Source organism: Pseudomonas sp. FeN3W, assembly GCA_030263805.2.
In the GTDB taxonomy this organism is placed as follows: domain Bacteria; phylum Pseudomonadota; class Gammaproteobacteria; order Pseudomonadales; family Pseudomonadaceae; genus Stutzerimonas; species Stutzerimonas stutzeri_G.
In genome coordinates, this window is sequence record CP136011.1 from 60,909 (window position 1) to 87,073 (window position 26,165).

The 26,165-nt window shown below is 45.8% G+C and carries 23 protein-coding genes, 2 tRNA genes and 1 other RNA gene; 11 read left to right on the forward strand and 15 right to left on the reverse strand.

Annotation, left to right across the window (positions count from 1 at the left end; genetic code table 11):
• Window positions 1-47: 47 nt before the first annotated feature.
• The 3 genes from P5704_023910 to P5704_023920 form a co-directional block, all read right to left on the reverse strand.
• A tRNA-Leu gene (locus P5704_023910) sits at window positions 48-132 on the reverse strand.
• A 254-nt stretch (window positions 133-386) separates the two neighbouring features.
• Window positions 387-2,222 carry a reverse transcriptase domain-containing protein gene (locus tag P5704_023915; protein WOF81849.1) on the reverse strand — a complete coding sequence of 612 codons (1,836 nt, stop codon included), beginning with the start codon at window positions 2,220-2,222 and terminating at the stop codon, window positions 387-389.
• Between the two features lie 104 nt (window positions 2,223-2,326).
• A tRNA-Leu gene (locus P5704_023920) sits at window positions 2,327-2,411 on the reverse strand.
• 613 nt (window positions 2,412-3,024) lie between these two features.
• Here P5704_023920 and P5704_023925 point away from each other — a divergent pair.
• Genes P5704_023925 through P5704_023935 form a run of 3 tightly spaced genes read left to right on the forward strand, consistent with a single transcriptional unit; the run spans window position 3,025 to window position 5,419 of the window.
• A complete protein-coding gene (locus P5704_023925) occupies window positions 3,025-4,044 on the forward strand; it encodes a hypothetical protein (protein ID WOF81850.1) in 1,020 nt (339 codons plus the stop codon).
• 56 nt (window positions 4,045-4,100) lie between these two features.
• Window positions 4,101-4,508 (forward strand): hypothetical protein, encoded by a 408-nt coding sequence (locus P5704_023930; protein WOF81851.1) that lies wholly within the window; start codon window positions 4,101-4,103, stop codon window positions 4,506-4,508.
• Complete coding sequence (locus tag P5704_023935; GenBank protein ID WOF81852.1) at window positions 4,493-5,419, forward strand: hypothetical protein; 927 nt, start codon at window positions 4,493-4,495, stop codon at window positions 5,417-5,419. The genes P5704_023930 and P5704_023935 overlap by 16 nt, the downstream gene beginning before the upstream one ends.
• A 23-nt stretch (window positions 5,420-5,442) precedes the next feature.
• Here P5704_023935 and P5704_023940 read toward each other — a convergent pair whose 3' ends face one another.
• A complete protein-coding gene (locus tag P5704_023940; protein WOF81853.1) occupies window positions 5,443-6,042 on the reverse strand; it encodes a hypothetical protein in 600 nt (199 codons plus the stop codon).
• A gap of 69 nt (window positions 6,043-6,111) precedes the next feature.
• On the opposite strand from P5704_023940, the gene P5704_023945 reads away from it, so the two are divergent.
• Entirely contained in the window at window positions 6,112-6,435 is a 324-nt protein-coding gene (locus tag P5704_023945; GenBank protein ID WOF81854.1) for a hypothetical protein, read from the forward strand.
• A gap of 37 nt (window positions 6,436-6,472) precedes the next feature.
• On the opposite strand, the gene P5704_023950 is transcribed toward P5704_023945, so the two are convergent.
• A complete protein-coding gene (locus P5704_023950; GenBank protein WOF81855.1) occupies window positions 6,473-6,847 on the reverse strand; it encodes a hypothetical protein in 375 nt (124 codons plus the stop codon).
• A 522-nt stretch (window positions 6,848-7,369) separates the two neighbouring features.
• Here P5704_023950 and P5704_023955 point away from each other — a divergent pair.
• Complete coding sequence (locus P5704_023955; protein WOF81856.1) at window positions 7,370-9,349, forward strand: ATP-binding protein; 1,980 nt, start codon at window positions 7,370-7,372, stop codon at window positions 9,347-9,349.
• A gap of 60 nt (window positions 9,350-9,409) precedes the next feature.
• Here the strand turns inward: P5704_023955 and P5704_023960 are convergent, their stop codons facing one another.
• Together P5704_023960 and P5704_023965 are read right to left on the reverse strand one after the other, a co-directional pair.
• Window positions 9,410-10,732 carry a hypothetical protein gene (locus tag P5704_023960; protein WOF81857.1) on the reverse strand — a complete coding sequence of 441 codons (1,323 nt, stop codon included), beginning with the start codon at window positions 10,730-10,732 and terminating at the stop codon, window positions 9,410-9,412.
• Window positions 10,729-11,349, reverse strand: coding sequence for a hypothetical protein (locus tag P5704_023965; protein ID WOF81858.1), 621 nt, complete (start codon window positions 11,347-11,349; stop codon window positions 10,729-10,731). Before P5704_023965 ends, P5704_023960 begins: the two co-directional genes overlap by 4 nt.
• 125 nt (window positions 11,350-11,474) lie before the next feature.
• On the opposite strand from P5704_023965, the gene P5704_023970 reads away from it, so the two are divergent.
• From P5704_023970 to P5704_023980, 3 genes are all read left to right on the forward strand, one after another.
• Window positions 11,475-12,569: a hypothetical protein gene (locus P5704_023970; GenBank protein WOF81859.1), complete on the forward strand. Its 1,095-nt coding sequence runs from the start codon at window positions 11,475-11,477 to the stop codon at window positions 12,567-12,569.
• 57 nt (window positions 12,570-12,626) lie between these two features.
• Complete coding sequence (locus tag P5704_023975) at window positions 12,627-13,292, forward strand: hypothetical protein (protein WOF81860.1); 666 nt, start codon at window positions 12,627-12,629, stop codon at window positions 13,290-13,292.
• Window positions 13,293-13,362: 70 nt separating this feature from the next.
• The gene (locus P5704_023980) at window positions 13,363-14,571 is read left to right on the forward strand and encodes a hypothetical protein (GenBank protein ID WOF81861.1); all 1,209 of its coding nucleotides are present in this window, start codon (window positions 13,363-13,365) and stop codon (window positions 14,569-14,571) included.
• Window positions 14,572-14,656: 85 nt separating this feature from the next.
• On the opposite strand, the gene P5704_023985 is transcribed toward P5704_023980, so the two are convergent.
• The 3 genes from P5704_023985 to P5704_023995 all read right to left on the reverse strand — a co-directional run bounded on the left by P5704_023985 (window position 14,657) and on the right by P5704_023995 (window position 18,637).
• A complete protein-coding gene (locus tag P5704_023985; GenBank protein WOF81862.1) occupies window positions 14,657-15,910 on the reverse strand; it encodes a hypothetical protein in 1,254 nt (417 codons plus the stop codon).
• A gap of 394 nt (window positions 15,911-16,304) precedes the next feature.
• Window positions 16,305-17,588 (reverse strand): hypothetical protein, encoded by a 1,284-nt coding sequence (locus tag P5704_023990; GenBank protein ID WOF81863.1) that lies wholly within the window; start codon window positions 17,586-17,588, stop codon window positions 16,305-16,307.
• A gap of 44 nt (window positions 17,589-17,632) precedes the next feature.
• Complete coding sequence (locus P5704_023995; GenBank protein WOF81864.1) at window positions 17,633-18,637, reverse strand: hypothetical protein; 1,005 nt, start codon at window positions 18,635-18,637, stop codon at window positions 17,633-17,635.
• Window positions 18,638-18,755: 118 nt separating this feature from the next.
• Between P5704_023995 and ssrA the strand changes: the two genes are divergently transcribed.
• From ssrA to smpB, 3 genes are all read left to right on the forward strand, one after another.
• Window positions 18,756-19,106: a transfer-messenger RNA gene (gene ssrA / locus P5704_024000) on the forward strand.
• Between the two features lie 142 nt (window positions 19,107-19,248).
• Window positions 19,249-19,605: a hypothetical protein gene (locus P5704_024005; protein WOF81865.1), complete on the forward strand. Its 357-nt coding sequence runs from the start codon at window positions 19,249-19,251 to the stop codon at window positions 19,603-19,605.
• A gap of 47 nt (window positions 19,606-19,652) precedes the next feature.
• Window positions 19,653-20,117 carry an SsrA-binding protein SmpB gene (gene smpB, locus P5704_024010; GenBank protein WOF81866.1) on the forward strand — a complete coding sequence of 155 codons (465 nt, stop codon included), beginning with the start codon at window positions 19,653-19,655 and terminating at the stop codon, window positions 20,115-20,117.
• Window positions 20,118-20,407: 290 nt separating this feature from the next.
• Here the strand turns inward: smpB and P5704_024015 are convergent, their stop codons facing one another.
• The 5 genes from P5704_024015 to P5704_024035 all read right to left on the reverse strand — a co-directional run bounded on the left by P5704_024015 (window position 20,408) and on the right by P5704_024035 (window position 26,107).
• Window positions 20,408-22,000, reverse strand: a complete 1,593-nt coding sequence (locus tag P5704_024015; protein WOF81867.1) for a hypothetical protein — start codon at window positions 21,998-22,000, stop codon at window positions 20,408-20,410.
• A gap of 61 nt (window positions 22,001-22,061) precedes the next feature.
• On the reverse strand, window positions 22,062-23,315 hold the full coding sequence (locus P5704_024020; GenBank protein WOF81868.1) for an adenylate-forming enzyme: 1,254 nt from the start codon (window positions 23,313-23,315) through the stop codon (window positions 22,062-22,064).
• Entirely contained in the window at window positions 23,302-24,159 is an 858-nt protein-coding gene (locus tag P5704_024025; protein ID WOF81869.1) for an MBL fold metallo-hydrolase, read from the reverse strand. The genes P5704_024020 and P5704_024025 overlap by 14 nt, the downstream gene beginning before the upstream one ends.
• Window positions 24,146-25,099, reverse strand: coding sequence for an NAD(P)-dependent oxidoreductase (locus P5704_024030; protein ID WOF81870.1), 954 nt, complete (start codon window positions 25,097-25,099; stop codon window positions 24,146-24,148). The genes P5704_024025 and P5704_024030 overlap by 14 nt, the downstream gene beginning before the upstream one ends.
• Window positions 25,100-25,108: 9 nt before the next feature.
• The gene (locus P5704_024035; protein ID WOF81871.1) at window positions 25,109-26,107 is read right to left on the reverse strand and encodes a 3-oxoacyl-[acyl-carrier-protein] synthase III C-terminal domain-containing protein; all 999 of its coding nucleotides are present in this window, start codon (window positions 26,105-26,107) and stop codon (window positions 25,109-25,111) included.
• Between the last annotated feature and the right edge of the window lie 58 nt (window positions 26,108-26,165).

The following is a 26,165-nucleotide window of genomic DNA, read 5'->3' on the forward strand; positions in this document are numbered from 1 at the left end:
CTGCCATGCCTTTCGCGTGGCAGCTATCCTCTCCTGAATCAAAATCTTGGTGCCCAAAGAGGGACTCGAACCCCCACACCTTTCGGTAGCTGATTTTGAATCAGCCGCGTCTACCGATTTCGCCATTTGGGCAAAACGTGCAGCTTTCGCTGCACAAAGCCTGCGACAACACAACACAAGCAGCACCATGCATAAGCATGGGAAAACAAGGGTTTTCCTATGCTTACGAGTATTGGTGCCCGAGGCGGGAGTCGAACCCGCACACCCTAAGGTAGAAGAGTTGGGTCGCCTGCCAGAGCCTCCGAAGAGGACTGCCAGCAGGCTCCCACCGAACCGGACGTGCAACTTTCATAGCATCCGGCTCTCCAGCAGGTGGATGACGACCATCATTGGGGTATGTAGGCAAGATCCGACAGCTTCACGCCGTCGTACCTTCCAGCATGGATCCCATCGTGACAACTGCGGCAAACCGGCAGCTGTTTTCGATTGATGGCACTCATGATTCTGTTGAAGCCATTCGCAATGGTCTTGTTCCCTTTACGCAGCGCCCGTACGTGGTGCATTTCTACACCATGTGGGTTGCCGCATACCGCACAGGGACTGCCCAGACGGCTGCGGGTGAGCCTCCCCGTCTTAGCCACCAGTACATTGATATCTAGTGGTCTTTCCGATGGGGATTTAACCTGCCGCCACGTAGGGGGTCTCCAGAACGAGATGTCCTTGGGCTCCCCGTCCGCTCCTTTGTAAGTGATTCGAGGAAACACACCATATTTCCTGATGGCTCTTGGGACTCTAATCCGATGCTTGTGACTTAGGGTCATTAGGCATGAATACTGGAGGATGTACATTACCCATCTGAGCTTGTGGGCGTTATTGCTGATGCAGTAGTAGTTGTAGACCCCTCTCCAGACCGAGTTATACCTCAGGACTATTTCATGATCCTCCAAAGCCACGAAGGACTTCTTGGAACACGGGAAATGGGTCTTGCCTTTTACTGAGTGGCAAAAACCTGACTTACTCAGCCGGGAGACAATCTCCAGCGTCGGGACGTCGACTCTTGGCTGCCATCCGGTCACACGCTTAAGCGTTGTCCGCTTTCCTTCTGTTTCGACCATGCGACGCTTTACAGAGTCGCCGACGGATAGGCGAAAGCCCAAGAAAGAAGCTTCATCCGACTTGGCGTGGGTGATTAGTGTCTTCTCCTCCGACAGTTCCAGCTTTAGGTTCTCGGCGAGAAATTGCGTTGCCCTAGACTTGACCGCGCTGGCCAATTCCTTGCTACCAACAACACCAATCATCCAGTCGTCCGCGTAGCGCACATAGTAGATGCGGCAAAAATCAGGGTCGTTGACCATGACCGTTGGTAGCAGTGAGGCCTTTCTCTCCAGTTCCTTTACTGCTTCAGATTCCTTAGTGGCTTTCCCTTTCGATATCAGGTAATCCCTCTTTCTAATCAGGCTGCGCCATTCCGGATTCGCTTTCCTCTTCACTCCCTTGTTGAGTTCTTTCTGAAGATCCATGACCCAGCAGTCGAACTCGTGCAGGTAAATGTTTGCGAGTATAGGGCTGATGATTCCACCCTGGGGCGTTCCGAGCTTACTGGATGACAGCGAGCCATCTTCTTCTCGAATTCCCGCTCGCAGGAAAGACCAGACAAGGTTGATGAACCTCTCATCCTTGATGCGCTTACGGAGCATCGTAATGAGGATATGATGGTCGATGTTGTCGAAGAAGCCTTTAATGTCCCCTTCGACTAACCAGGTCACCCCCTGCCATTTGGTGAACTCATTTATTGCCGTATGGCAACTCAGATGCGGTCTGAAGCCATGGCTGTGCTGTGAGAATGTTGGAGCCTCGCTCGTGTCGTAGATGCATTCGAGGATTTCTCGAATCATTTCTTGGACAATCTTGTCTCTCGGAGACGGTATACCCAGAGGCCTGGACTTCCCGTTTGCTTTAGGTATGAATTTCCTGCGAACAGGTTTCGGGGAGTACGAACCATTTTTAATCGATTCGCACAGCGTGCCTATTGCTTCCAAAGAGATGTGATCAAGGGTGACTCCGTCGTCCCCGACAGTCATGTTCCCTGGTTTCGATTTGATCTGCTCGTAGGCCAGGACGGCCATTTGAGGTGAGCACACCAACCTGAAGATGTTGTCGTTAATCCACTCCGGATTCCGGTTCAACTTTCTCAGAGTTTCAAGCCTTTCAATGATTTTCATGAGCCATCCAACTCAACCATTTATAAGCTTGATAACACCCGCCTGTAACCCTTCTGAGTTCGACCCCTCACGAAAGTCGTCCCCCCTTCCTATTACGGAAGTAATGGTGCCTCGGGCCGGACTCGAACCGGCACGCTCGGAGAGCGGGGCATTTTAAGTGCCCTGTGTCTACCATTTCACCACCGAGGCGTCACTCTACTACGGTTACTCCGTGACCATATCGCTTACGCAACTTAGGCCATCCCTGCGTTAACGACAGAACGTTGCACCGGACTTAGGTATCCCTTTCGTCATTTAGCCCCGCGCTGGGGTTGAGCCTTGGAAGGGGAACTACGGAAGGCCTTAAAATCTTACCTTCTGTCTCCAAGGAGTGGGGTTACAGCATCCTTTCCCCACCGATACGAGTAAATCGCTCTCTGACTAGGATTCGGGCAATACAGCTCTTACCATATCCGTTTTACCTGCCTCTCCGGGGAAGCGGATACTATCCCCTTTGAGACTTTTAACACCATGCTACAGTCCCTTACGGGGTTTCCCCCTCCGGTAAGGTGTTGGTTTACTCACTTTGTTCCCAGTGAGGACGTATGCCTACGTCGTCGTTCCGTCGCCATCTACAGGCGCACTTTTAAGTCTCCAGCGTCTACCATTCCGCCACTCGGGCAATCTTTGCGAATAACCGCTTCGATGGGCATATAATAACAATAGGACAAGAAATGTCAATAGCATTCGATGAAATTAACTACTTGACTTGCAACAGGAAGATGACTATAAGGGGTTAAAATCCAAGCGGCAAGGTGTGTCCATGATATGGGATCAAGTGATCCTTCAAAGCGGTTTTGAATACTGGTTGATGCAGCAACTAGTCAATCCCGACGTGGATGACATCCGGTTGCAAGTGGAGTCACTTTCAAATGAAAGCGATTTGCTCGCCGCCCCTTTGGAGCTGATGTCCCTTTCTGACTTGGTTGCAGATCCTATTCTGGGCCTGACCTCCAGGTATCCAGACATACATCTGGAAGCCAACGAACAAGCCCTCATTACACCTGCTACAGCGCTTTTAGGGCTGTGCTCCCGTCATGGCGTCAAACCCAGGGTTCATCACTGGCTCGGATGTAAAAATCTCGTATGGCAGCTCCTTCTGCTACCCAAGAGCACCTGGAATTTTCTAGGCATATCGCCTAAAGAAATCTCATGCGATGTCATCCGGGATCTGGATGATCAAGGCTTGCTGTGCGAGTCATACCATGAGCATTGGCATGAAGAACTGAATGCATGCTGTGGAATATCACCGTTAAAGGACATGCCTGCCGATTGCGTTGAAATTGCTGACGATTATATACAAGAGAACCTTGCGCGCTTTACAAGCAACTCATTGATAGATATCCCACATTTAGAACTGGCGAAGTATGTCGAGGCAGCCGAGCTGACGCAGGGTGAGGCGGCGAGAAAGGTTTTCTTGCTGACGGCTGAGCACGGCATCCTCTCCAGCTCCGTCCTTTCTGACTTGGTTAACTATCAAATTGACTTATCTGAGCTTCCGATTCCACTGCCTGATGACGTACATATCGAAGCGTTTTGGCTTCAAAGCAAAAATATGGCAGAAGGGACGCAGCTCACGGCCTTGGCCTGTATTGCTATCAATGCTGCGCTTGTTTACCTCTGCCAGCAACAGATACCCGATCTGTCTCTACTGAAACGGATTTCGCACCCATTCAGTAATTTGGCCTTGATCCAGCTATTGGGGGTTCGCCCAGATTGGCTTCAGTATGCCGATTATGACCAGAAATCGGCACTCATTCAGGATAAAATGCAACTTTATTGACACAAGCGTATAGGAATGATATACTCTCAACTAGTTTATTACAGTCGAGGTCTATCATGACAACGCCTCAAGCCATCGACCAAAAGCTCTTGGATTCGTTAGCTCAAAAACATCCCTTTTTCAGATCTTACCAATTCAACGAGTTTGGAGCACCTCATCTTAAGGGCGGATCTCCCGTTGATTTGGGGATGTATTTGCTTTTCATCCAGGAGCTTGAAAGGGACGCCAACTGCGTTAATCTCTCCAGCATCTTGTCTGTTAGCGAGCTCACATGCAAAAATTGGATAACTAAGCTTCGCGAAGAATGTGTCTGTGATATCGATTGGCACAGTCAGTTGAGGGTTGGACGTAGTTTCCAAGTAAAATCAACGGGCATATTCAGCATCGAACTTTATGAAGAGTTCAAGGAATACGTGAAGCTTGTCATCCATAACTGGCGAGCAGAGCAATGCAGAACAATTTAAACAAAAACAATAGCTTACAGGATTTTTTTTATGAAGCACTTGAGAAAAAAAGCGTTGATCTGTGCTTGAACATCCTGTCAAGAATGGTTGAGACTGCAATAATCAGCTCTAAAGGAGAAGATCTTTTAGGCAAGGGGAGGGTTTTCTCGAAAGCATTTGAGTTGATTTGCGATGACCTGACACATGAAAGAGCCATATCTTTTGGTCAATCGTTTAGCAAATGGTTAAGCACGTTCAGTGATGACATGATAACGCCTTGGGCTAAAAATACGATCTACAAAATTTCTAAAAATCTTGCAGATCTGTTAGTTGATGAAAACCAGTCCGTTGAATATCATCAGGTTCTTACCTCTCTTGTCATTGAGAAAAGGCACCCTCAACTAGACCGGCAGATCGGTCGAGCATTAGCGAAAGGGTATTATGAGAGCTGGAGCGATAGTCATCACCAAAACGATCAATGGTTGAATTTGATTGGTTGCATGAAGGAACACGGCGGGCAGTCTGTTCTGGATAATTTCGCAGAACAGACAGTGAAAAGCGCACTAGATTCTAACATTGGCGCTTGGCAGGATATTTTTCGAGTCTATTGCCCTGCTTCGCGCGAAATAGATGCCGAATTAGTCGAGAGTTTCAATTTGGCCAGAGATCGGGCTTTACCAGTCCCAGGAGAATCCATTTTTTCGTTGATGGCGGATGGAAACTGCAATAGATGGAGTTTTATCACGAAAATCCAAGAGCTGATCATGTCCAGCAGCGTTGACAGAAAGACGCTTGCCAAGCACGTAGATGGGAAGAAAGACGTAGATTTCATCACCCAAACGCTAAACTTGGACATTGGATATGTCTTTGGGATAAGCAACCTTATGCCAGCCGCGAAACGTGCCATGGTTTCAGACGGGCTGGACATTTAGCGAGTCGACTTTTCGCGTAGCGGCTATTTTTCCTTAATACCAATTGAGCAGGTCTTGAAAACACGACCTTCAGTGATGCTGTTGGTCAATTCTTCAAGAACCAAAACATCCCCTGGGAAGTAATCTAATGGCAGGGGAAGATCAATTAGGATCTCTTTTCCTTTCACAGCAGGCGTACGCATAAAGCTTGAATCAATTGATTCTACGTCCTGAATATCCTTGCCCTTGAACTGAGCCCTAACCAATGACATGGTATTGGTATAGGTATTGGCTTTCCAGGAAGTATGAAGGAAGCCATAACCGCTTCCATTGAACTCCTTGATTCCGATTTTAAGGCTTATATCACCCGTGCACTGTTTGTCGAACGTGAGCTTAAGGCCTCTCATCTGTCCGGAAAGCTGAATCAGGCCGACCATTGCACCGGATGATATGGGCTTGTAATCATAAGCTGGCTTTAAAAAATCAACACGAAGATCCACCGTTTTGCTTTGACTCGGGAGTACCTGGATGAATCCCTCATAGGATTTTACGTCGGTTCTCTTGAGAAGAGGAGGGTTTGTTTGAGCGCTGGCAATGAGTGACGTGGTAAGCGCGGCGATCAATAGAATTATTTTAGATTTCATAAACAGTAGTACCTTTCCGGTCAGGTTTGGGATATCGTATCATAAATAAAACACTTATTGACAAATACCATGACCGAAAGCAATCAGACCACCGCACCAGAGGATACAATCAGAATCTCGGCCCTGATAAAACAGCTGTCTGATTTGTGTTCAAAAAATGAAATCCCATTAATGATAGCCTTGCAGGACTTAACCAGTGATGGAAAAAAATGCATCAGGCTTGTCGCAGATGAATCTAATCCTGTCAGCCCGCAGATGAAACTCATCAAAACACTGATTCAACATTCGGATATTGACGGGTTTCTAAAAAGCCTGATGCTGGACGCAAAAAAGAATGGGCACAGAAGCATAGTTCTCAGGGCGATGGGCATCCCTGAAGAACCGAAATCCTGACATTGCATCAGGTCTTCGGCGGGAATTTTAATGCTGCTTAAAGAACTAGAAAAGTGGCTGGCCCGTCGATGTAATCTATGACTTCCATATACCAAGTCTTGAGCATATCAGGAGAAGCTGGGTAGCCGTATTCAGTAGCGGACTCCAGAGCTTCCAAAGCGCGTTCTCCGACGAACTCTTTATCAATATTGAAAACGTTCATCCAGATTGGGTGCTCATGCCCTGTGATTCTGGCCTTCATGGACAGATGAAACATTCCGTCCTCATGTGAAATGAGAATGTTTTCGATATCCGTAATGAATCGATTTTCAATCGCGATTTCGAGATGAGATTTGGCCGGAGGAGGGCTGACCTCCCTTGTCCGCCCCTTGAGGCGACTATGGTTCGGATCAAATTTCAGTACGTTCATCATAATAACTGCTTACTACATTAGATTCTGAGTTCTAAACGGCTTTAATTTCTCGATCCACGGCGTGAAACATAGCCCAAAGTAGGTAGCTGCGGCAAGGAAATTTCGGGTTCCAGGTCTCAAAGGGCCGCGAAAATCACTGATTTCTCACTCTCTCTGTATACCTATACAGTCCAAGGACGTCCATGAGCCCAAAACGAATTCACATCGTGAATTGTTGTCGTTACCTAGAATTGATTGCATGAATGGCCTTGAAAAAGCTCTGCACTGCCTTCATTTGATTATCAGGAAAATCTTTGCACGGACGTTTTAACGCGATGTGTCAATGTGTTGACATTTGCCGCTGGTCATAAATATCGCAGAGTCGCTCCACGTGCATTGAATGAAACTCAACAGCTGATAAAATTCACGCCTGAGCTTGACGCCAACTGATTGGAATTAGCCTTGTTTACTGAACCTAAAAAAAATGATAGCTGTGTCGGGAGCCTGAAAAGCAAAGTAGCCTTGGCGTGTGGAAGCTTTTCCATGCTTCCGATCATGGTGCTCATTGGTTTTCAGCTGCTGAGCGGCCAGGATCTGGGCTCGACAATCAATTTGATTTTCATCGCAGCTTGTATTTCTACATCCGTTCTTAGCACCGTGACGGTTCAGAGCCTCTTGCGAAAGCAGGATCTCAAAATCGGGCAAGCCTTAACTGATTGTGCGACCAATCCGCTTAGCGAAATGCTTAAGAAGCAAATGCCAGGCGCTTATGCGTTGCTTGAAAAAAACAGGCTTAGCGATATCCGCATTTCTGAACTTGAGATCAAGCTGCACGAGGCCAGGCAAGAGGTAGAGGCCGGCGAAAGTCGTATGCAGAGAGCGCTGAAGCAGGCCAGGATTGACTCTGAGCGATCCAAGCTTGAAGTCATCTCAGGGCTTGGGCATGACCTCAAGCAGCCCCTGTACGCGTCCAGCATGGCTCTTGCCAACATGCAGAGAAGCCAGGCGTACAAAGACAATCCATCACTCAAAGCTCACGCAAATCGCATTGAGGAAGGTCTCAGACGCGCCTCGAATCACATTAATGAAATATCGCGGGTCAGTAATACTGGGAGCTTGTCCTCGGCGTTAACCATGGCTCCGATGGACATTTATAGAGAGGTTGAGTCGATTCATGCTCATCTCTCAGTGACTGCCTTTGCAAAAGGTTTGTACGCTGACTTCATTGTCGATAGCCATGTACCGAACATGGTCATATCTTCATCAAATGCCATACGTTACATGGTGCAAAACGTTTTTGATAACGCGATAAAGTTCACCAAGTCGGGCGGGGTTACGCTTCGGGTTTCGGTTGAAAAAATCATCTCAAGCAGCGAGTTTATGCTCGGGATCACCGTAACCGATACAGGGTCGGGTCTAAGCAGGGATCAGATTGATGCAATCGTTTCACGCTTTGATCATAGCGGTGGTGCCATCAGTTTAATGGGTGGTGGTAGCGGCCTGGGGCTTGATATTGCGATGACTTACCTGAAAGGGCTGGGTGGTGCACTCGATATCCAGAGTTCTGAGGATGGAACCTCAATCAAAGCTGTCATACCCGTAAAGAGAGCCAACCAGACTGTTGGGATAGAGCAAAGCGTTTGCGCCTCTATTCTAAATGCCATGCAGGTCAACTTCTTTGTTCTGGATGGACGTGAAAGCTTTAGATCCAGCATTGCAAGCCGCCTTGAAAATATGGGGGCGACCTGCTTTAAGTCAACCTCACTCAGCGAAATTGAAGATCAAATCAAGGCATCAGATAAGTCTCCTATTGTAATACTCCGTCGCACGCACTCTGAAGAGACTAAGGGCATTATCGGCAGTCTAAGCAAGATAAGAGATCTAGACCCGGCCCTTATTATTTCTATGGAGAAATCCACGGAGGACTTGGACTCCTATGTCGGCAGAAGCGATGATACTGCGGATGTTGTAGTCAATGCCGCAATCCAAATATCTCCTCTGCTTGAAATCGTTCGACAGCACATCGCGCCGTCTGAAAGTTCATTGCACGACATTTTTCTTGATCAATCGATTTCACTGGAGCAGTCGACTCTCAAAGGCATGTCGATCCTGCTCATCGATGATGACCAAACCAATCTTGAGCATACGGCTGACTACTTAAGATCTTATGGTGCAAAAGTCGAGATAGGCCTTGGGCCTGATAAGGGCGTAATCCTGGCATGTAACAAGGCATATGATGTCATTTTCGTTGACATGAAGATGCCTGACACCAATGGCATAGAAGCGGCCTTTATGATCCGTGGAGGTCTCCCTAATAAAGAAACCCCTATCTTTGCCTTTACCGCAGCGAGCCTAACGGAGAAAGAATTGCTGGATATCAGCAATCTGGATATGAAGGTGCTTGATAAGTCAGACGCGATAAACTCTATCGTAATGCTCATTAAGACCGCTCACATGAAGAGTCAGTCTACCAAACTCACTGATGGGGAAAGGCCTGCGCGACGCTTAAGAAGCGTTCGCTGACTCGCTTTAGGCTTGCCCTAGGCATATAGTGAAAAAGCCCCTGTAAGGGGCTTTCAGGGCTCATGGGCTAGGGCTTTCTTCAAGACCCTGCTTCTTTGCCAATCGAGCGGCTTTCTTCTGCTCTTTCTCTTCCAAAACGAGCACTTCTTCCTTGGTCAATTCCTTGCATCTGTTAATCCTTGTTTCGCACACTTCCTTGCCATAAAACTTTGAAAACCATTTGCTGTACGAAGCCACAGTTCCCAGCAAATTTACTGTTGTTCCTTCTTCAAGACCTTCAGCGCCTGAACGCTTCCATATGATCAAGTTGTTTTTACTATCAAGCATATGAATCTTGACGTAGCTACCGTAAAGCTCACTATGGCCTGGAAAACAAGCCTCAACCTTCAGATCTTTGAATACTAGTCTTTCTTTTTCTTTTCCAACAAAGTTATTACAATATTCCTTGAACTTGTCTGCCTTTTTAACATTCCTTTCATGTTTTTCATATGCAATAACAGCACTTGCCATCTTGGATGCGCTTTTTCGGCTGACGCAACCATTATTGATTATATGCCTTAGATTTACAAAGTAATCAACGTTACGATCATCCTGGCGGTATTCGCTTGCCATGACATAATTTTTAACTGCGATTGCCTTTTCTTTAACTTCAGGCGAATATTCGAAATCAACCACCCCGTAATCATCTGACTTATTCATCACCGATTCGAAAGTGATTGCACCTGTATTGTTAGAGCCGTATTCGGTGGCACTAAAATAGCCCATGGAAGATACAACCAGTACAGCCTCATTGAGGAAGTCATCTATCAAAACGACGTTTTGTGCCTGTGCTTCTACCAATGAGATGTTGGATAGCTCATCGAGCACTTTCACTGCATCCTCGAACGACTGAGTCCACCTTTTCATGTGCGATTTTTGTAGCCCAGCAAATTCATCAGCGCAACCGCTTCCCACTCGAAACAGACCAGCATCGGTATTGAAAACGAACAGGGTGCTACGGTTTCGCTGAGTGTTGCAATGATCACAGTGGCATGGATGCGGCGGATTTTCGAAAAAGCTGACCTGCTCGTTATCGAGCTTCTTGAAAAACTGGTGGCTCATCTCAAGTTTTGCCTGATTGGGTAAAACGGTCGTTTTACCCAGAAGCTCGATGTTTCCATTTGGCGTATCAATGCTTCTCTTAAGGGTCACGGCGCTCGTAGTCATCGTTACGCCTGCATAACCATGCTCCTCTGCATTAGTGATCCTGGGCGCAGCGACCTCCATTTCAATCACAGGCGCTCCTGCAAGCCTTAAGCGGTCATTGATTTTACCAATGCGCTCTTGGAGAAGTTCAATTTTATCGCTAAGCACTTCTGCTGTTACGCTGGTCAGGTTGTTCATGGTACATACGCCTCGTCGTTAGCTACATTGATATCACACCCCTTGATCCGGTGGTGCCATTGCTTGAGGGCCGTGCAAAGACTGCGCTTGTCGATCTCGTCGATTGACACGTCACCTAGCGTGCTGGACAACTTGACGATTCCTTTAGCAGCCTGAAGATCAAGCGAAATGTGACCCAAAGATAGATTCATCCGCTGTTTCCCAGAAACAATTCCCTCTCTGACTTGGTTCGCTAAGGCCTTCAATTTCTTTTCATCTACGGGAACGTTTTCAACATCCGCGATTCGCGCTAGGGCCTGTTTGAAGAAAACGCCCAAAAGCTCATCAGTTCGGTAACTTTTGGTGCAATTTTTGTCTATGAAAAAACAAGAATCCTGGCTGTCATATCGGTCATTCAAAATGACCGTTTCAAAAAACACATCGCTCAAGCTACTTGGGCTCATTTCCCTTAGCAGCTCAATAAATTCATCAACTTCAACACGACCATCAACGGAGACTGTAGCGTTTTGGCTGTAGTCTTCCGCTAGGCCTTTGATCATTTCTTCTGGCGAAAGCGCTAGCTGAATGAATTGATATATCTCTTCCTGAGCCGAGTCAGGAATGGACTTAAGGCCCATGATTTCGAATCCTCTTTATTGTTATATTTTGATTCTATGTCCTGAATGAATGTCAATGCAAGAGTAAAGCCATGGTTGCTATCATTTTATGCTCATGAGCATAATATCTAAAAGGGGGAGCCAAAATGACTGCTACGGTATATATAGATTTTTTTAACGATGAGGTTGAGGTTGAAAACCCAGAGAAAATAGAAGACTGGGTGTCTGCGCTTCTACCCCTGTGTGAGGATTTTGCTGAAAAAAACTACAGATCCGTCTACTACAATGATTATCGCGGCGGACTTTCTGAAGACACAATGAAAAAAGTAGCCTTAGCCGTCTTTAACGCCATACAGGAATATCGCTCAGCTGATATCCCTGAGTCTTCAGGATGGCACCAAACATGGAACGGTATTTTAAATTGCTGTTTAGCGGACGTTTTAGAAGATTTTTTTGAAGACAATGACCAAAGCTCTGCATTGCATGAGGCCGGGTTTCACAGACTTTACGAATCGTTGGAAGAAGCAATGGAAGAAGTTGATGGGCCTGTATGCTGCGCAGAAGCCGTATATGAGCAACTAAAGGACTTGACTCAAGACAAAATGAGCGAGCTAGATACCTCAGAACCGGAAGATTACATTGGAAATAATCCAATACCACTCGCCTTTACACCTGACTTCAACCCTGATAATCAGTCAAGGGATGATATCATGATTTACAAGGAATCCATTGAAACCATGGATCCGTTGATTCTTAGGCTTCTTACTCTATGCAGAAATAGCGCAGAGGATTTGGTTGACGACGGCGAAATAGATTATACAAACACAGAACTTCTCGAAAAATGGGACAGGATTGCAAACATCACCTTTGATCATCCTCCTGTAATTTCAAAGGAGACGCTAAAGTCAGTTCTAGACAACATGCACAACTATGGCCTACCGCTATGGGTCGGTACGATCAGCCTTCGTCAATTGAAGCAAGCAAACTTTAAGGAGACTGTTTTCATTGAAGGAGGAATGGTGGGATCACATGATTTCATCAATGGTGCAGGGGCCATGGAGCCCGTTGAAACCTACATAACGATATCACCTTCTGAGTACCTCACAACAGAAGTCGGTTACACGGTAAAAGAAACCTATGACCCGTATGCTAGGACACTTGAGGCTCGTGTTATCCAGGATCCAAAATTGAAAAAAATGAAAGTAATCACGATGGATAATGACAATTCACCGAGTATTTAATTTGTTCAATTGAAGGGTGAGCGATCTTGGGGTAGTATTCATGCAAGAGGAAAAATCATGTCTAAAAAAACCACTACCCTTGAGGCGGCTCTATCCCGCCATATCAACGCTACGAATACAGATATTGTTCGTGATCGTGCTACTTTCGATGAACTGGCTAACAAGTTCTTGAGTAAGTCAAGTGCAGTCCTTGGACTGAAGGATTACCTTAAATCTTTGCAATCAAGCCCAAGGGTTCTGGGTCTTCTGGTTTACTCAAGCCATGGCAACCGGCTTTTACGAGACTGGGTTGATCAAGGCATGAATACGAAGCTTTTGTACCGAGGCATTATGTATGATGGAGCTTTCTGGCAAAGGGCGGGAGCAGAACTTCCAATAGCCGAAGACATCATTCATGGCGATCAAAAGTGGGATTTCGATCCGGCTGAATACTTCTCTGAAATTGAGCTTCTCACCTCGTTGCCAGGTTCCGTGGAGGCAATGATTGGGCGATTCAGAGCATCTGGTGAGCTTGGCCTGCTTCTTAAGTCGATGCCACTTTTCACCTTAAGAAAATTACTGCTTGATAAGCCAGATCTTTTCAAGGACGAGGTTCAGGGCTTGTCATACGATAAACAATCCGCTGGTGAAGATTGGGCCTCCCTTGCCGCAATAGATGTCCTTAAGAAATATCTTGATGAAGAGGGCGCCTTTAAGAAAATGTTGGGCATGAAGGTCGCTTAAGCCGCTAACATTTGCAACACTGAATCGGGGTGATTCATAATGATGGTGCATATAACATTTGGCAAAAATCATGACATCTAATTTTATTACCCCGTTTGAAATACATGAAATCGTACGGAGTCTATCCGATAATGATTTTCTTGATTTTCATTCCATTACAGTTCAAAACTACAAGGCAAAACTTGATGAGATAGCTCACAATGACAAGCTCATAAGAGAGCTTAGGGTTTATGCGGCATTTGCTGTACCAATGTCATGCAATAATATCAGGGTGAATAATTTCATTACGAGCATCATGAATTTCTGCGGCGAGAAAAGAGACTCTTCATCACTCATTTTGCTTGATGACATTCTCTATGATAAAAGCTACATGATTCCCGGCAATATGGGAACATCTCATCTGCTATACAAAGAAGGAACAGCAAGCCGAGCAAACAATGAAAACTGTGGCTATTTGAAGGTGTTTCAAAGTCATTTTTACGCAAAGTACTTTAATCCTGAAAAAGCAATCAGATACAATGTCAAACAAGAATTAGCAAACTGCCACAAGGCCATTGGTTTTAATATTGATTACGCAATAACCAGTGGAGATAGAACAATAGAAGATATTATGTATCTTCATGCCGCACACCGCTTCATTGAAAAAACATGGTGCAACAGTGACACGATTGGGTCACTCATATTTTTCTACTTGTTGAACTCAAGGGTTATGAAAGATGATGAAGAATACATTAGGGCCGATAAAGTTGTAAACCATTTAGTTAGTCAAAACTTCCTTCCATGCAAGCTGATTACATGGATAACTCTTTTTGCTAATCAAGGCACTTTTGAAAGCATGCTAAACAAGCTGCCCAACAATTTATTTGGAGCAGAACATTACTACAAATCTTTCAACATTGAAAATGAGTTCTCATACGAGAATAGGTTTGTGGAAAACATTAAGCATAGATTTCACAAATTAATCGAAGTGCTTAATCCTAATGAAAATAAAAAAAGCCAAGAGTTTATACATCTTAGTAAAATTCAGCAGCAAGCGATTTTTTCTAGCTGTGAAAGTATATTTGACGCCTGTACTGAAAACAATCCAGTGGTTGATGCAATTATTGAGCGCCTTGCAAAAAAGGAATTTATTGAAATTTTGATGAAACACCTGTCGCTAGCAAAAGATCCAGCGACCATCAGATCTTCGATAGATCGATATCCATTTATAAAGCCACACCTTGGGCTCTTACCAAGGGAGATACGGGCTAGTCTAGTGAGTCACGATTTTGATTTCTAGTTAACCTGGATCCCTGCTCTTTAGGGTGGGGAGGATGTCAAGAGCGTCTCGCAGGTGAACGACCAGCTCTAGAACGAGGAGAATTTCAAAGCAACCCCTTCGCCTCGTAAAGCCAGCCCTCCGTGACCATGGCCCATTGAACGACAAATTTTACCATATCCAGCGTCCCGCCTGATTTCGCCAACAGATCATCAAAACCTGCGGAGTTTACTACTGAATTACCTATGATTAATGGCGCTACAACTATAAATGCAATAATAAAACTCTTTATTTTAGTGCTATTATTACTGCGATTACTGACCGCCTCAATGAGTGAGAACAATAGTATCACTAAACTAATAACTCCCATAAAAAGAGATGTTGCAAGTGTAAACGGTAGAAACAACATGTTCTTTATTATGGCCTTACCTTGTTCGGAATCCAGATCAGTTGCAGCAACTTCATAAGCCATATTCTGTGAAATCTGTGGGATATATCTATTGAACTCTTCTTTTGTTGCCAAAGGATTCATGCCATTGACATAAAGTGGGCCGAGCACACTTTTTGCCATCATCTGGATTTGCTTATCCTTGATAAGACTATCCTTATTGCGGATGCCTTCTGGAAGCGCTCTTGCATAGAGCAAAACATGTGGGCGTGTTTTAGCGTTATCTGAAAATGCGGGCTCTGACAAGGGTACAGGCGCGTGATGTTTGCGCTCTGAAAGTGGTAGTGATTTACGATGTGCCTCTTCTGAAGCATATTGCTCTACAATTTCCTTTATGGGCTCAATAGACCGTGCTTTAAACTTTTCGTACAATTCATCACTATGCCTTTGCCAATAGCGAGTAAATACATAGTTTGTAAAAGCCACAAAGTCTTTGTCAATTTTCTTCAAATACTCGCTATTGTAATTTAGTAAAATCCCCATATTTGCCACCAAGGACTTATTGGCACCTGATCTATCTTTATTGAACCCTTCGATGTCTTTTAAGGTAATGACACTGCTCACGTAACCCTTTTTTACAACATAAGCGTAAACACTCGCAGCCTTATGTTTATGCTCAAGATTTTCCATTATAAGGTCAGGGACAACATCCTGAATTACGTAAGCGCAAGGATAGACCAGAACGAATGAGGCAAGCCACGTCACTGCCAACTTTTTTCCAACAAACCTTGTAGACAGTAGCTTCCATGCAAGTAAAGTCATGCCAAAAGCTGACAACAACTGACCATTTCGAGCAATTTCATCGAACTTAATAAGGGTTATGTCAGAGGCAGCCAGGTCTAATAATTGAGCATTGAATGCCAGGTTAAAAACCAAAAAAACAATATTAAGAAGAATAAGTGCTATTATCATGTCTGTATATTTCTAGAGTACATATATATTAGCCTTGTAAAACATGAAGGCCAAATTTAACAAGGTTATAACAGCAATGAACTGAACAAGGTTTTTTCGCAATGACAAACCAATCGTGTGCAAGCCAAAAGCGCAAATAACAGAGAAAACAACAAGGTCTGACAGGCTTGGAGGGACTTGGGAAGCAAATGTTAGTATATAGCGTATACCGAAAAGGGCAAGTGAAGAGAATCCGAACAGGAAAAAATCCTGCCACTTTGGTTTTATGAGTTTAACCCCAAGTAGCGCGTATCCGTGATTGATGCTTGTTCGTTCCATGTTCAAGTTCAAGCCCTCTAGAGTTAGGCCTCAATACTACAGGCCAAACCCTTTATTTACAAGACTCTTAGATCTCTTACAGCTCGAAATCTGAAAGGACTGATTGCCTCTTAATAGAACTCAGTCGTTTTGTTGACTTATCCAGAATTCCCAATGCCCCGTATAAGGCAAGCTCGTCAGAAACCTTGAACGATAGCTCCTTTAAAAGTGGAGTTATACCTGCGCCCAAGCTTTTGGCCAAAGCCTTTACATGATCAGGGATATCGCCACTTTGAGCCTTCGCATGCAGGTGCGCTGCAATAGCTTCAGTTGGGCTGCAAGTGTGTTCATGAATTACCCGCCTGGCTGCGAGTATGTATGCCTCGTTATCAGCATCTACGACAGTCCTTGAGAGCATCCATGCCATGACTTCCAGCATTTGGGCTCTGACTTCAGGTGAAAGATCATTGATGACTGAGCTATAGAGCTTTAGGTGATTATTTACAAGTATGGGACTTGGTTTTCTTCCCTTCACTCCATTCAAGATCTTTGCAAACAGCTTATCTACATCGACACCCAACTCTTTGGCTTCTTGAACGCTCCAGCGACCTCCAAGCCAGGCTATGACAAATTCATTGTCTTTGGGTTTTACCCATTCCATACCGGTTAGGCATTTACGTATATAATCATCAATATCAAATTCTTTACTGATGATGTTCTCTTTTTGAGCAGTCTTAAGAAACTTACTCAGCTGTTTGATCCTACGCTTACGCCGTACCGCCTCAATCCCTACAGACCTTTCTACTACTTGGCTAATATTTCGAAATGAACCCATATCCGAAAGATAGACCCTGAGAAACCATTCCTGCTGGAAACCGCCGTAAGCCAAGTAATCGGCGAGACCCTTTGCGAATGGCTTAACAATTGAGCCCAATGTATGGCTCATGAATTGCTGACCTACAACATGTTGCAACGGAAGTGGATAGCTCTTTTTGCCGCTGTTATTTAATGAATTCTTCTCATGAATTTTGACTTCTTCAGCTATATCATCAATATACGGATTTGCAATTTTCTTTATTGGATCGTCAAGAATAGAAAATTTTTGCTGAACATGCGTTAGCAAAGAAATATAGTCTTTCTCCTTTGCTATGCGAAGAAAACTATCTTGGATTTCATTTTCAATAGACATGGCTACCAGACAATATTCCTTGTCAGCAGCCATTTTGCGAAGCTCTTTGTACACAGATGACATACTTGAATTTATCTTTGAAATATCACCATCCGAATTTCTAAACAACTCCCAGAGATACCCCCTGGCCCAATAGCCTGCCCTGGTTTTCGCAAATGGCAACCGATATTTCGACGCAAACTCATCTGACATTTAAATCACCTTGTGCATAACTGTAGCCATTGGGCGCTCTTTATTTAGCCGTATGCAGGACTCTGAAGATCTTGTTTCTTGTCGGCCACATTCTTTTTATCACGATCCGCAGTAATTCCTTTTAGAAGTTCATTAGCGCCCGTCATATTAGTCGTTAGCTTGTGCTCGGTATCAACAAAAGTGCGGTAATCAACTTTGTCATTTGGATTCACTATGGCCTGCAATGGCTGCGGTACGCTTTGCTGAAGTGGAACACGATATTTCTCTTCTATGCGACCCAGCGCATCCTGAAATACCTGTGATTCTGCCGTGAGCTTTTCCATAATTTGATAAAGTGGCGCCAGGCTTTCCTGAACCTTTACTGCGTGCTGCTTGCATTCCTTGCCAGCCAAATACAAGCTTCCTGCGTTCAGTGCAGAAAAGACATCTGAACCAGGAGCGTAGATCATGTCGACAAATGTATCAATTCCCATTCCGCTAAGGTATGATTTCAGCTCAGGACTGCCATTTCCAAGCTCATTATTGAAATTGTTCAGATGATAGAGCGCCGAATGAACAGAGCGTTGAGCTGATGAGGTAATCGCTCCAGATACCGCTGCAACAGCCCGGCTGCGTGAAAAGGCATCAACAACTTCCCCTGCAATTGCTCTGTTGCATGCGCTTGACGCCGAAAGAAGTAGATCATGAACTCTTTCTCCACGCTTAATGAGCTGCCCAAAGCCATCAGTATAGCCGTCAAGTTCTCTTAATTTCTCCCCTTGCTCCTTCCAATCACGGAATTCTTCGGGATTTGCCTTGATCTGATGCATTACGTTGTTATCGACCCAACGGTCAACGCGGTATTCGGCCTCTTTGTGAACGCGGCCAAAAGTTTTGTCATACTCAGCCAGGGCTTCCTCGGACGATGTGTCTGCGATGAAGTCGTAAATCTTTCCTGCCAGGCCTCTGCCTGCCTTGTCTTGGGCCACTGCATCACTCAGCTTCTGCTTATGAGTCGATACATCGTTGTACTGCTGCGCGATATCGGAAAGGGGATGGGGTGCATTCATGGTTATTGCTCCTTCTTGTCATTCCTTATTATTGCAGAACACCATGTGGCCTATCAATCCAACGATTTCAAAATAACCTATTGACAACCTGCTCAGGCATGGGTAATATGAGCGCCATGGGGTCGTTTTGGATTCGACTTCGGAAGGTAGGACGTAGGAGCACGCCGAGCACGTAGATCACTCGTAAAAATGTCTGCAAACAGATAGTCGCAAACGACGAATCTTTCGCACTCGCCGCTTAAGGCGGTGCCGTTGAAGCCAGCAAGTTGCTCATTCTTGGGTTTTTCAACGTCAGATAATTGAGATAGGCAGACGCTTCGCTGGGGGAGCCAAGCCGAAAAATTTCCCAGCACCCCTGAACGGAGCCTGTCGACCGGCGCCAGCAAGGGTACTAAAAGATCGACTACGCGTTGTAGAACCAAAATCCGATAGCTGAAACACGGGGGTTCGACTCCCCCCGACTCCACCAAATCATAAGGCGCTCGATGAGCGCCTTTTTTCTTGCGGTTATTGCGAAGTGTAAATATTGACAAACATTCAATTACTAGTATCTTCGTGGTACTGACACAATCTGAACGTAGAAGCCTTTTCATTCACAGCAGACTGAAAGCATGGTTAACGAATCGCAAGCTCATAAACAAGACGCTCCAGCAACCCTGGCAGATAAGCTGTTTGGAGGCTTGATCGTATTAGTTGCTTTTTTACTATATCTCTTTATGCAGCTGCATGATTTTGAAATATCCAAGTGGAATAGTGAAATGTCGGCGCTGGAAAATAAAAGCAGCCTGCATACGCTCATCGTTCCTAACTATAGAGACTGTATGATATCTCGTAACCCTAACCATATAGTATGCGTGGGTGCTTTAAGTCAGGCTGCTCAGGTTAAGGGATATGAAATAAAAGACATAAGGTCTGCATTTGCCGATATCGAGGCTCCTAATATGAAGTATGGAACCAAAGGTTTTTAAGTTAAGATGCAAGTCTTTATTATTTAGCTTACACAAAGGCATATCATATGAGCAAAGAATCCAAGATCATTGCTGAAAATCGCAAGACCAGACACGACTATTTCATTGAAGAAACAATCGAGGCCGGACTCAAGCTTGAGGGATGGGAAGTAAAAAGTCTGCGCGCTGGCAAAGCTCAGCTTGTGGACAGCTATGTTGTGTTCAAAAATGGCGAAGCGTTTCTGTTTGGTGCCCTAATCCAGCCGCTGCTAAGCGCCAGCACGCATGTTGAGACTGACCCCATCCGCACACGCAAACTTTTGCTTAAAGCCGGTCAAATCATCAGGCTACAAGAGGTGGTAGAGCAGAAGGGCTTCACCTGTGTTGCGCTCAACCTGCACTGGAGCAAGCATCTTGTGAAGTGCTCGATTGCCCTGGCCAAAGGCAAGAAAAATCATGACAAGCGCGACACGATCAAAGCTCGTGAAGCTGATCGTGAAATCCAGCGCGCTGACAAAGGCCTGAGAAAATAGCCTTCAAGCAAGAGCTGGCCGCACGCGGAATACTCAATGAGGGAGGAGTATGAACTGGATTAACGACAAATTGGGGCGACTGAGCCATTGCACCGGAACGCAATGCGTAACGAGCGGCAGCTTAATTGGTTTCCTCGCCTCCATTGTCTTTTCAGCAGTAAATCATGTACCTGCGGGATGGCTGCTCCTTGCGATAATCGCAGGTAGCTTGTCTGGAGCAGTAGCCATGACGGCTCTGTTTTGTGCGCTGGCCCCATCTAGTAGAGATAAGGTCATTCAGCAGGCAACAGCTAAATGCTCAATCCTTCAGACAAAATAGCTCTCTTGATGGCAGGTGGGGCTTCAGACCCCATCCTCCTCATTTCATCATAGCCAAAGTCCAGCAGCCTGAAAGCCTTCGGCGTTACGCAGTTGCTTTTTAAGAAGGCTCGTTCCACTTCTTCTTTTACATCCGGCCTTGCCCTGTAGAGCAATTTAATATGAGATATAAGTTGTCTCTCCATAATTCTATTTATAGTAGGATTACCTTTACTTTCGCCCGGATAATTTTCCAAGATATTGTTAACGTGCAAGTACACCCAATTTACAAGTGATTTAACTGAATAGGCGTTAAAGTTGATATTCCCTCTCGCTTTCGTTAATTCTAGCTTTGAAACGTTCGAGTTTTCTAGATCTAGCTCAAGCGCCCGAGAATATCCATTTTGCTTATTAAGCAAATATGCTACAGCATGGTGATGCTGAACAAAACCATTCCTGGCAATATCGTAAGTTGTCTTTATACCATTTTCCGCAAGAACTTGATCAACTAAAGCTGGTGGCTGTGTCGAACCATTATCAATGTAAGCAGTAAGAGGCCCGCCAAAATGAGCCTTAAAAATACTTGCTCTCAAATCGTCAACATTTACGTTTCTTGCGGCCCCTTGAAATTCTTCGACTGCCGGAGACAAAACTGAGGCGTTTGTAAATGCTGAAAGTACATTTATCATAATTTGACGAACCAGATCGTTCGAAAAGCTTTCTTGATTAAATCCTGTTGCGATAAGTATGGCGTTAATAATAGGCGTTATGGCCTTAACCACCTTATCATCCGATAATCCTGACGCCTTAAGTGAATAACCGTGATTGTAGGCAAATGGTATAAGTAAATTATGTGCAATAATGTATCTGTCGGCGTCAGTCATTTCATTATAAACTTTGCCTTTTCGAGACCACCATTTCTGCGCAAGTGAAGCCATTTTGGTTTCAATATCTTGATATTCAAGATTTGGATAGCCTATCACCTCATTAAATTCAACAACATCAAGCCCAAGTTCTTTGATCTCTTCATCCTTGAAAGCAAATTTGGTTACTGATTGGCATTGTATTTCTGTATGTATACCCGTGCTTTCCCACATCGTGGATTCGGCATGTAATAACATGCAGATAAGTCTGACCGATTTAATGCGATCTTCCATATTAGCCACACCACACAAGAAGTGCAGGCCATGCAAGCCACGATCTCGGAGTGTGGTTGAAATAAGCCTTTTACCGTTTTCACCGATATCTTCAAGCTTGTCGAAGATATCGATGCCGTCATTCAAAAGCGCAATTTCACCATCTAAATTGAAAGAGTCGTCAGCAAAGGGGGACAGGGTTGAGCTATGGAATCCTGTAACTCGATCAGGCTCTGAAAATGGGCCGCTACATGAGCCATACCATTGGCATATACTTTTCCAAAGGCCCATTTCATGTGAGCATAATTCATGCAAAGAGTTATAACAGATATCTCCTTCATAACTCTCAAGATACACACGTATGCCAGAAAGAAGATTTTCGTAAGCTTGACGCCTATCCTCACGGAAAAACTCAGCAGGGGTGTTTTCGAAAAGCTTCTTGATTTTCATGCTCAACATTCCAAACATTTTTCTTAGTATCGCATGTTTTTGATATGGGCCGTCTACCTCATTATTTAACTACTTTAACAACCCGCCGAAGCTTGGCTAAAGCGTCTTTGTAATAGGGGGCATGATCGAATCTCGGAATCACATACCCTCTACATGAATAGAAGCTCATTAACGCATTTTTGATATCTATATAGTCATCGCTGTCCGCTTCTATTCTCAATACTAATGGAGAAATCTGCACTAGCCTAAAATCTTTAACGTGCGTTTGAAATAATATACTTCTTACCAAAAAATCAGGGAATATCTTCTTTGGAAGTCCGTCCGAAACCCCAGTTCCATCCAGCACGTCATCACAACGCCCATCAATCGATGCAATGGGCCGAAAGGGGTGATCGTCAAATGGCTTGACCTGAATGACATCGTCGAGTTGGTAGCGGATGATCGGCTGCGAGGTGCGTCGAAAGTCGGTAACGATTGGCTGAAAGCGTGTTTTCTCATCATTGAGCCAAAGCGGCTCGATGTGCACCATGTCTTCATTGAATCTTAAGGAGCCTGCTTGATGGCAGGCCAAAAAGCCCTCTGTGCATTGATAGATCTGCTCTACCTCAACGCCGAATGCGCCCCTGATGGCCATGCGCGTATCATCGTAAAGCACTTCGGCACATGCAATGATGCGCCTCGGCCTAAAGCTGATCGAGTCAGATAGAGACGCAAGGATAGACAGGACATGGCCAGGCGCGATTATGATATCCGGCTTCAGGTCGTTGAGCTCGCCAAGCTGATCTTCAACAGGTGTCGCCAGGTCAAAGTAGCCAAACGCAAGCCGTCTTGATCCAACGCTGTTATAAAGCGGGTTTCCTGCCCTCAGGAACAAGGCGACGCGATGTGACTTGAACAACATATCAGGGACAAGCTTTGCCAGGATCGCACCAGCCCATAAAGCTCGCTCAGCAGAGCTTGCCAGGAAGATTCCACGTGTTCCAGATGTGCCGCTAGACAATCCAACCGCAACCCCGTTGAGCGTCTTGGAAAAGGAACGCGACTGCTCAGATGTAAGCGCGAAGTCAAAGGCATCATCCTTGCGAATCCCAACCGTATTCAGAGCATCGAAGTTGCTCATCATGACCGCCTTGTTCATCAACGGCCACTGATCCAGGGGCTTGTCCTGCATGCCCTTATAAAAAGGGCTGTGCTTACCAACCCACTGGAGATGTCTGCTCACCTGTACAGACTGCCATTCAAGCAGACGCTCACGGCTGGCGAATGATCTATAGCGATAGGTGAGAAAATGGCGTAGTACGTCAAGCTTGTTCAATGTCGGGAAACCTTGTTGCAACGGAAGATTCGTGGGAGCAAATCAGCAAGATACTAGCGCCAAGGGATCGCTGAATGCCTGAAAGTGAAGACAGTGTTTGCTGATAGGACTGAGCGTCGTCCATGATCAGGTGCGTCAGCCTGTTGGGAAGGTGATCGGCAAGGTTTCCCTCTGTCCAGAACGCATCAGCGCATAGAAATACCCAGTTTTCCAAGCACCTGAATAGCAAGCCAATGTGCCCCGCAGCGTGACCCGGCAGAGAAACCAGGTAGCCACCAAGCTCTGGAACAGAACAGGCGTACAGCTCATGTTCGAGCTTCACGCCAAGTATCATTGACAGCGCCAGAGGGTAACGCTCAACCCATAGGATGCGCTGCTCGAAGTCGACGGGAAGCAGGTTACTCAAGAAGCCTTTCATTACCTGCCGAAATCTGGGCGTTTCTTTTAGCTTTTCATAGCCCTCGCGATCACAAAGAAGGCTCGCACGAGGAAAATCCTTCACGCCAGAAATATGATCGGCATGAAAATGAGAGAGGATTATTGTCGAAATCTCCTCGGGAGAAATTCCATCAGCGGCCAGCTTCAGCACTAGCGCACTTGGGCTGGCGGGCGTAGCGAGGGCATAAAGCTTTTCAGGAAGTTTTTTGGTAGCGTCCAGAAAATGGTCTGAATAGCCTGTATCGAAAAGAATCTTTCGGCCATCCTCAAGCTCAAGGAGTATGGCCAAAGCTGGAAATTTTTTGCTATCAAAACCAAGCCCGCGCTCAACCATGCAACCGGGATGAGTGCAGTAGCCGGTGTCGTAAATTTTAAACCTTTTTACTGACATATCATGACGCTGCATTGGAGGCATAATCAGCAAGCCCCTGTTGAATCGTAACCGTTGGAGCATAGCCAAGGCATCGCTTGGCACGACTGATGTCCAGCGTCTGGTCATACTGGAGCAATGAGGCCGTGTAGCGCGTCACGGGCGGCTCTATGCCCGTCAGGTGACCAAGGATATCCAGTGTGGCCGCAACGCTTCCCAATAGCCAAGGTTTGACGTTCCGGGTCTTGATGGCGGTGCCTGTGGCATCGCTCAGCATCGCCAGGAGCGCTTTTACCTGCATGGGCTCACCGTTGGTGATATTGAATACCTTTTCAATCCCAATCGGGCTGGACAGCGCTTTGTCGACAGCCTGCACCACGTTGCTCACATGGGTAATGTCAATCCAGGCATCACCGTCATTGGTGAGCGGGATTCCCCCTGACTCTGAAAGCTTTAACAGCCTGGGAAATATGGCGGTATCGTATTTTCCGAAAATACCCCTCGGGCGCAGGATGACAACCTCGATTTCCTTTGACGCCTGGAGAACCTCAAGCTCTGCCTGATATTTTGTCTCGGCGTACATGTTGACTCGATTCCTGGCGAGATACTCTTCCGGGATGTTCCTGTGGTGCTGAAAGTCAAAATAGAGACTGGGTGTCGAGATGTACACAAATCGTTCTGCGCCAGCAGATATTGCAAAATCAAGCAACCTTCGCGTTGCTACGACGTTGGACTCATAAAATTCCAAGCTACTGCCAAACGGGGCGGAGAGGGCGGCGGCATGAACGACCTGCGAAACCCGAGGCAAAACCTTTAAATCATCGCGCGCGTGGTCTATACGATAAAAACGATGCCCAGTACTGATCTCAATATCCCGACCTATTGCATCGTTACGCCCTGTGAAAATGCATGGCCCATTGAGGCTCTCAAGCAAATGACGACCAAGAAAGCCAGTACCACCTGTTATCAGTTTCATTCTCTTTCCTTAGAATTGGAGGAGGGCTGTGCCGAATGACATGCCGGCTGATGTGCCAAGAAGAAGGGCTTTAGACCCCTTTGGTAACAGCCCCCGCTCCAGCGCCAAATGCAGTGACAGCGGAATGGATACCGAGACCTGATTGCCAAAATGCTCAAAAATGTTGAAGAATTTATCATCTTCAATACCTAGCACCTTTTGCACATGTGCAAGCCCATGTGCACTGGCCTGGTGTGGTATTACCAGGTCGATTTCATCCATACTCAGGCCGTGATCTCCAAGATGCCTTGTAACGTAGGGCTTGAGATCCTTGAATACATAGCGGTAGAGCTTCTTTCCGTCCATGCGAAAATATGACTGTTTGATATGCTGCTCAAGGGTAAAGGATTTGCCAATTTGGCTAGGCGGGAGGGAGGTTCCTCCAGAAGGAATCACGCACGCGTCGAAGGCTTCGTGCACCGTCTCAAAGCGGAAGGAGATGGGCTCAAATGACCCATCGCCAGGTTTACCACCGAAGATGAAGGCCGAAGCACCGTCGCCGAAAATTGAGCTCGTTTCATAGCTATCAGGATCGAGCCCCACGGAGGCGCGCTCTGAGCAGACAATTGCAACACGCTTGTATTTTCCAGCGGCCAAATACAAGCTTGAAAGCTCAAGGGCCTGCACAAAAGACAGGCACGTCATGTTTACGTCGAACGTGTGAATTCTTCGATTTGATTCAAAGTGTCGGTAAATGCTGGCCGCGTTGTAAGGAAGCTCTTGGGCCGATGTTCCACAGGCAGCAATAAGGCAGTCGATTCCCTCGATGGACAGCCCTGCCTTGTCCAGCGCACTCTCCAATGCCCTGAAGCCCATGATATCAGCCGTCTCAGTAGAATCAGCGTAATACCGGGTCTTGATCTTAAAATCACGCTCCACGGAACCGACTTCTCTATTCATGCGAGCATCAAGGTAGCGCGAAGCCACCGCTTGCGATGGGAGATAAATAGCGCTGGACACAACGTTCATTGGATTCCCCAAGATTTTTCAATTGGCGGAGCTTAAGCATAGGCTATAAGACTGTCAA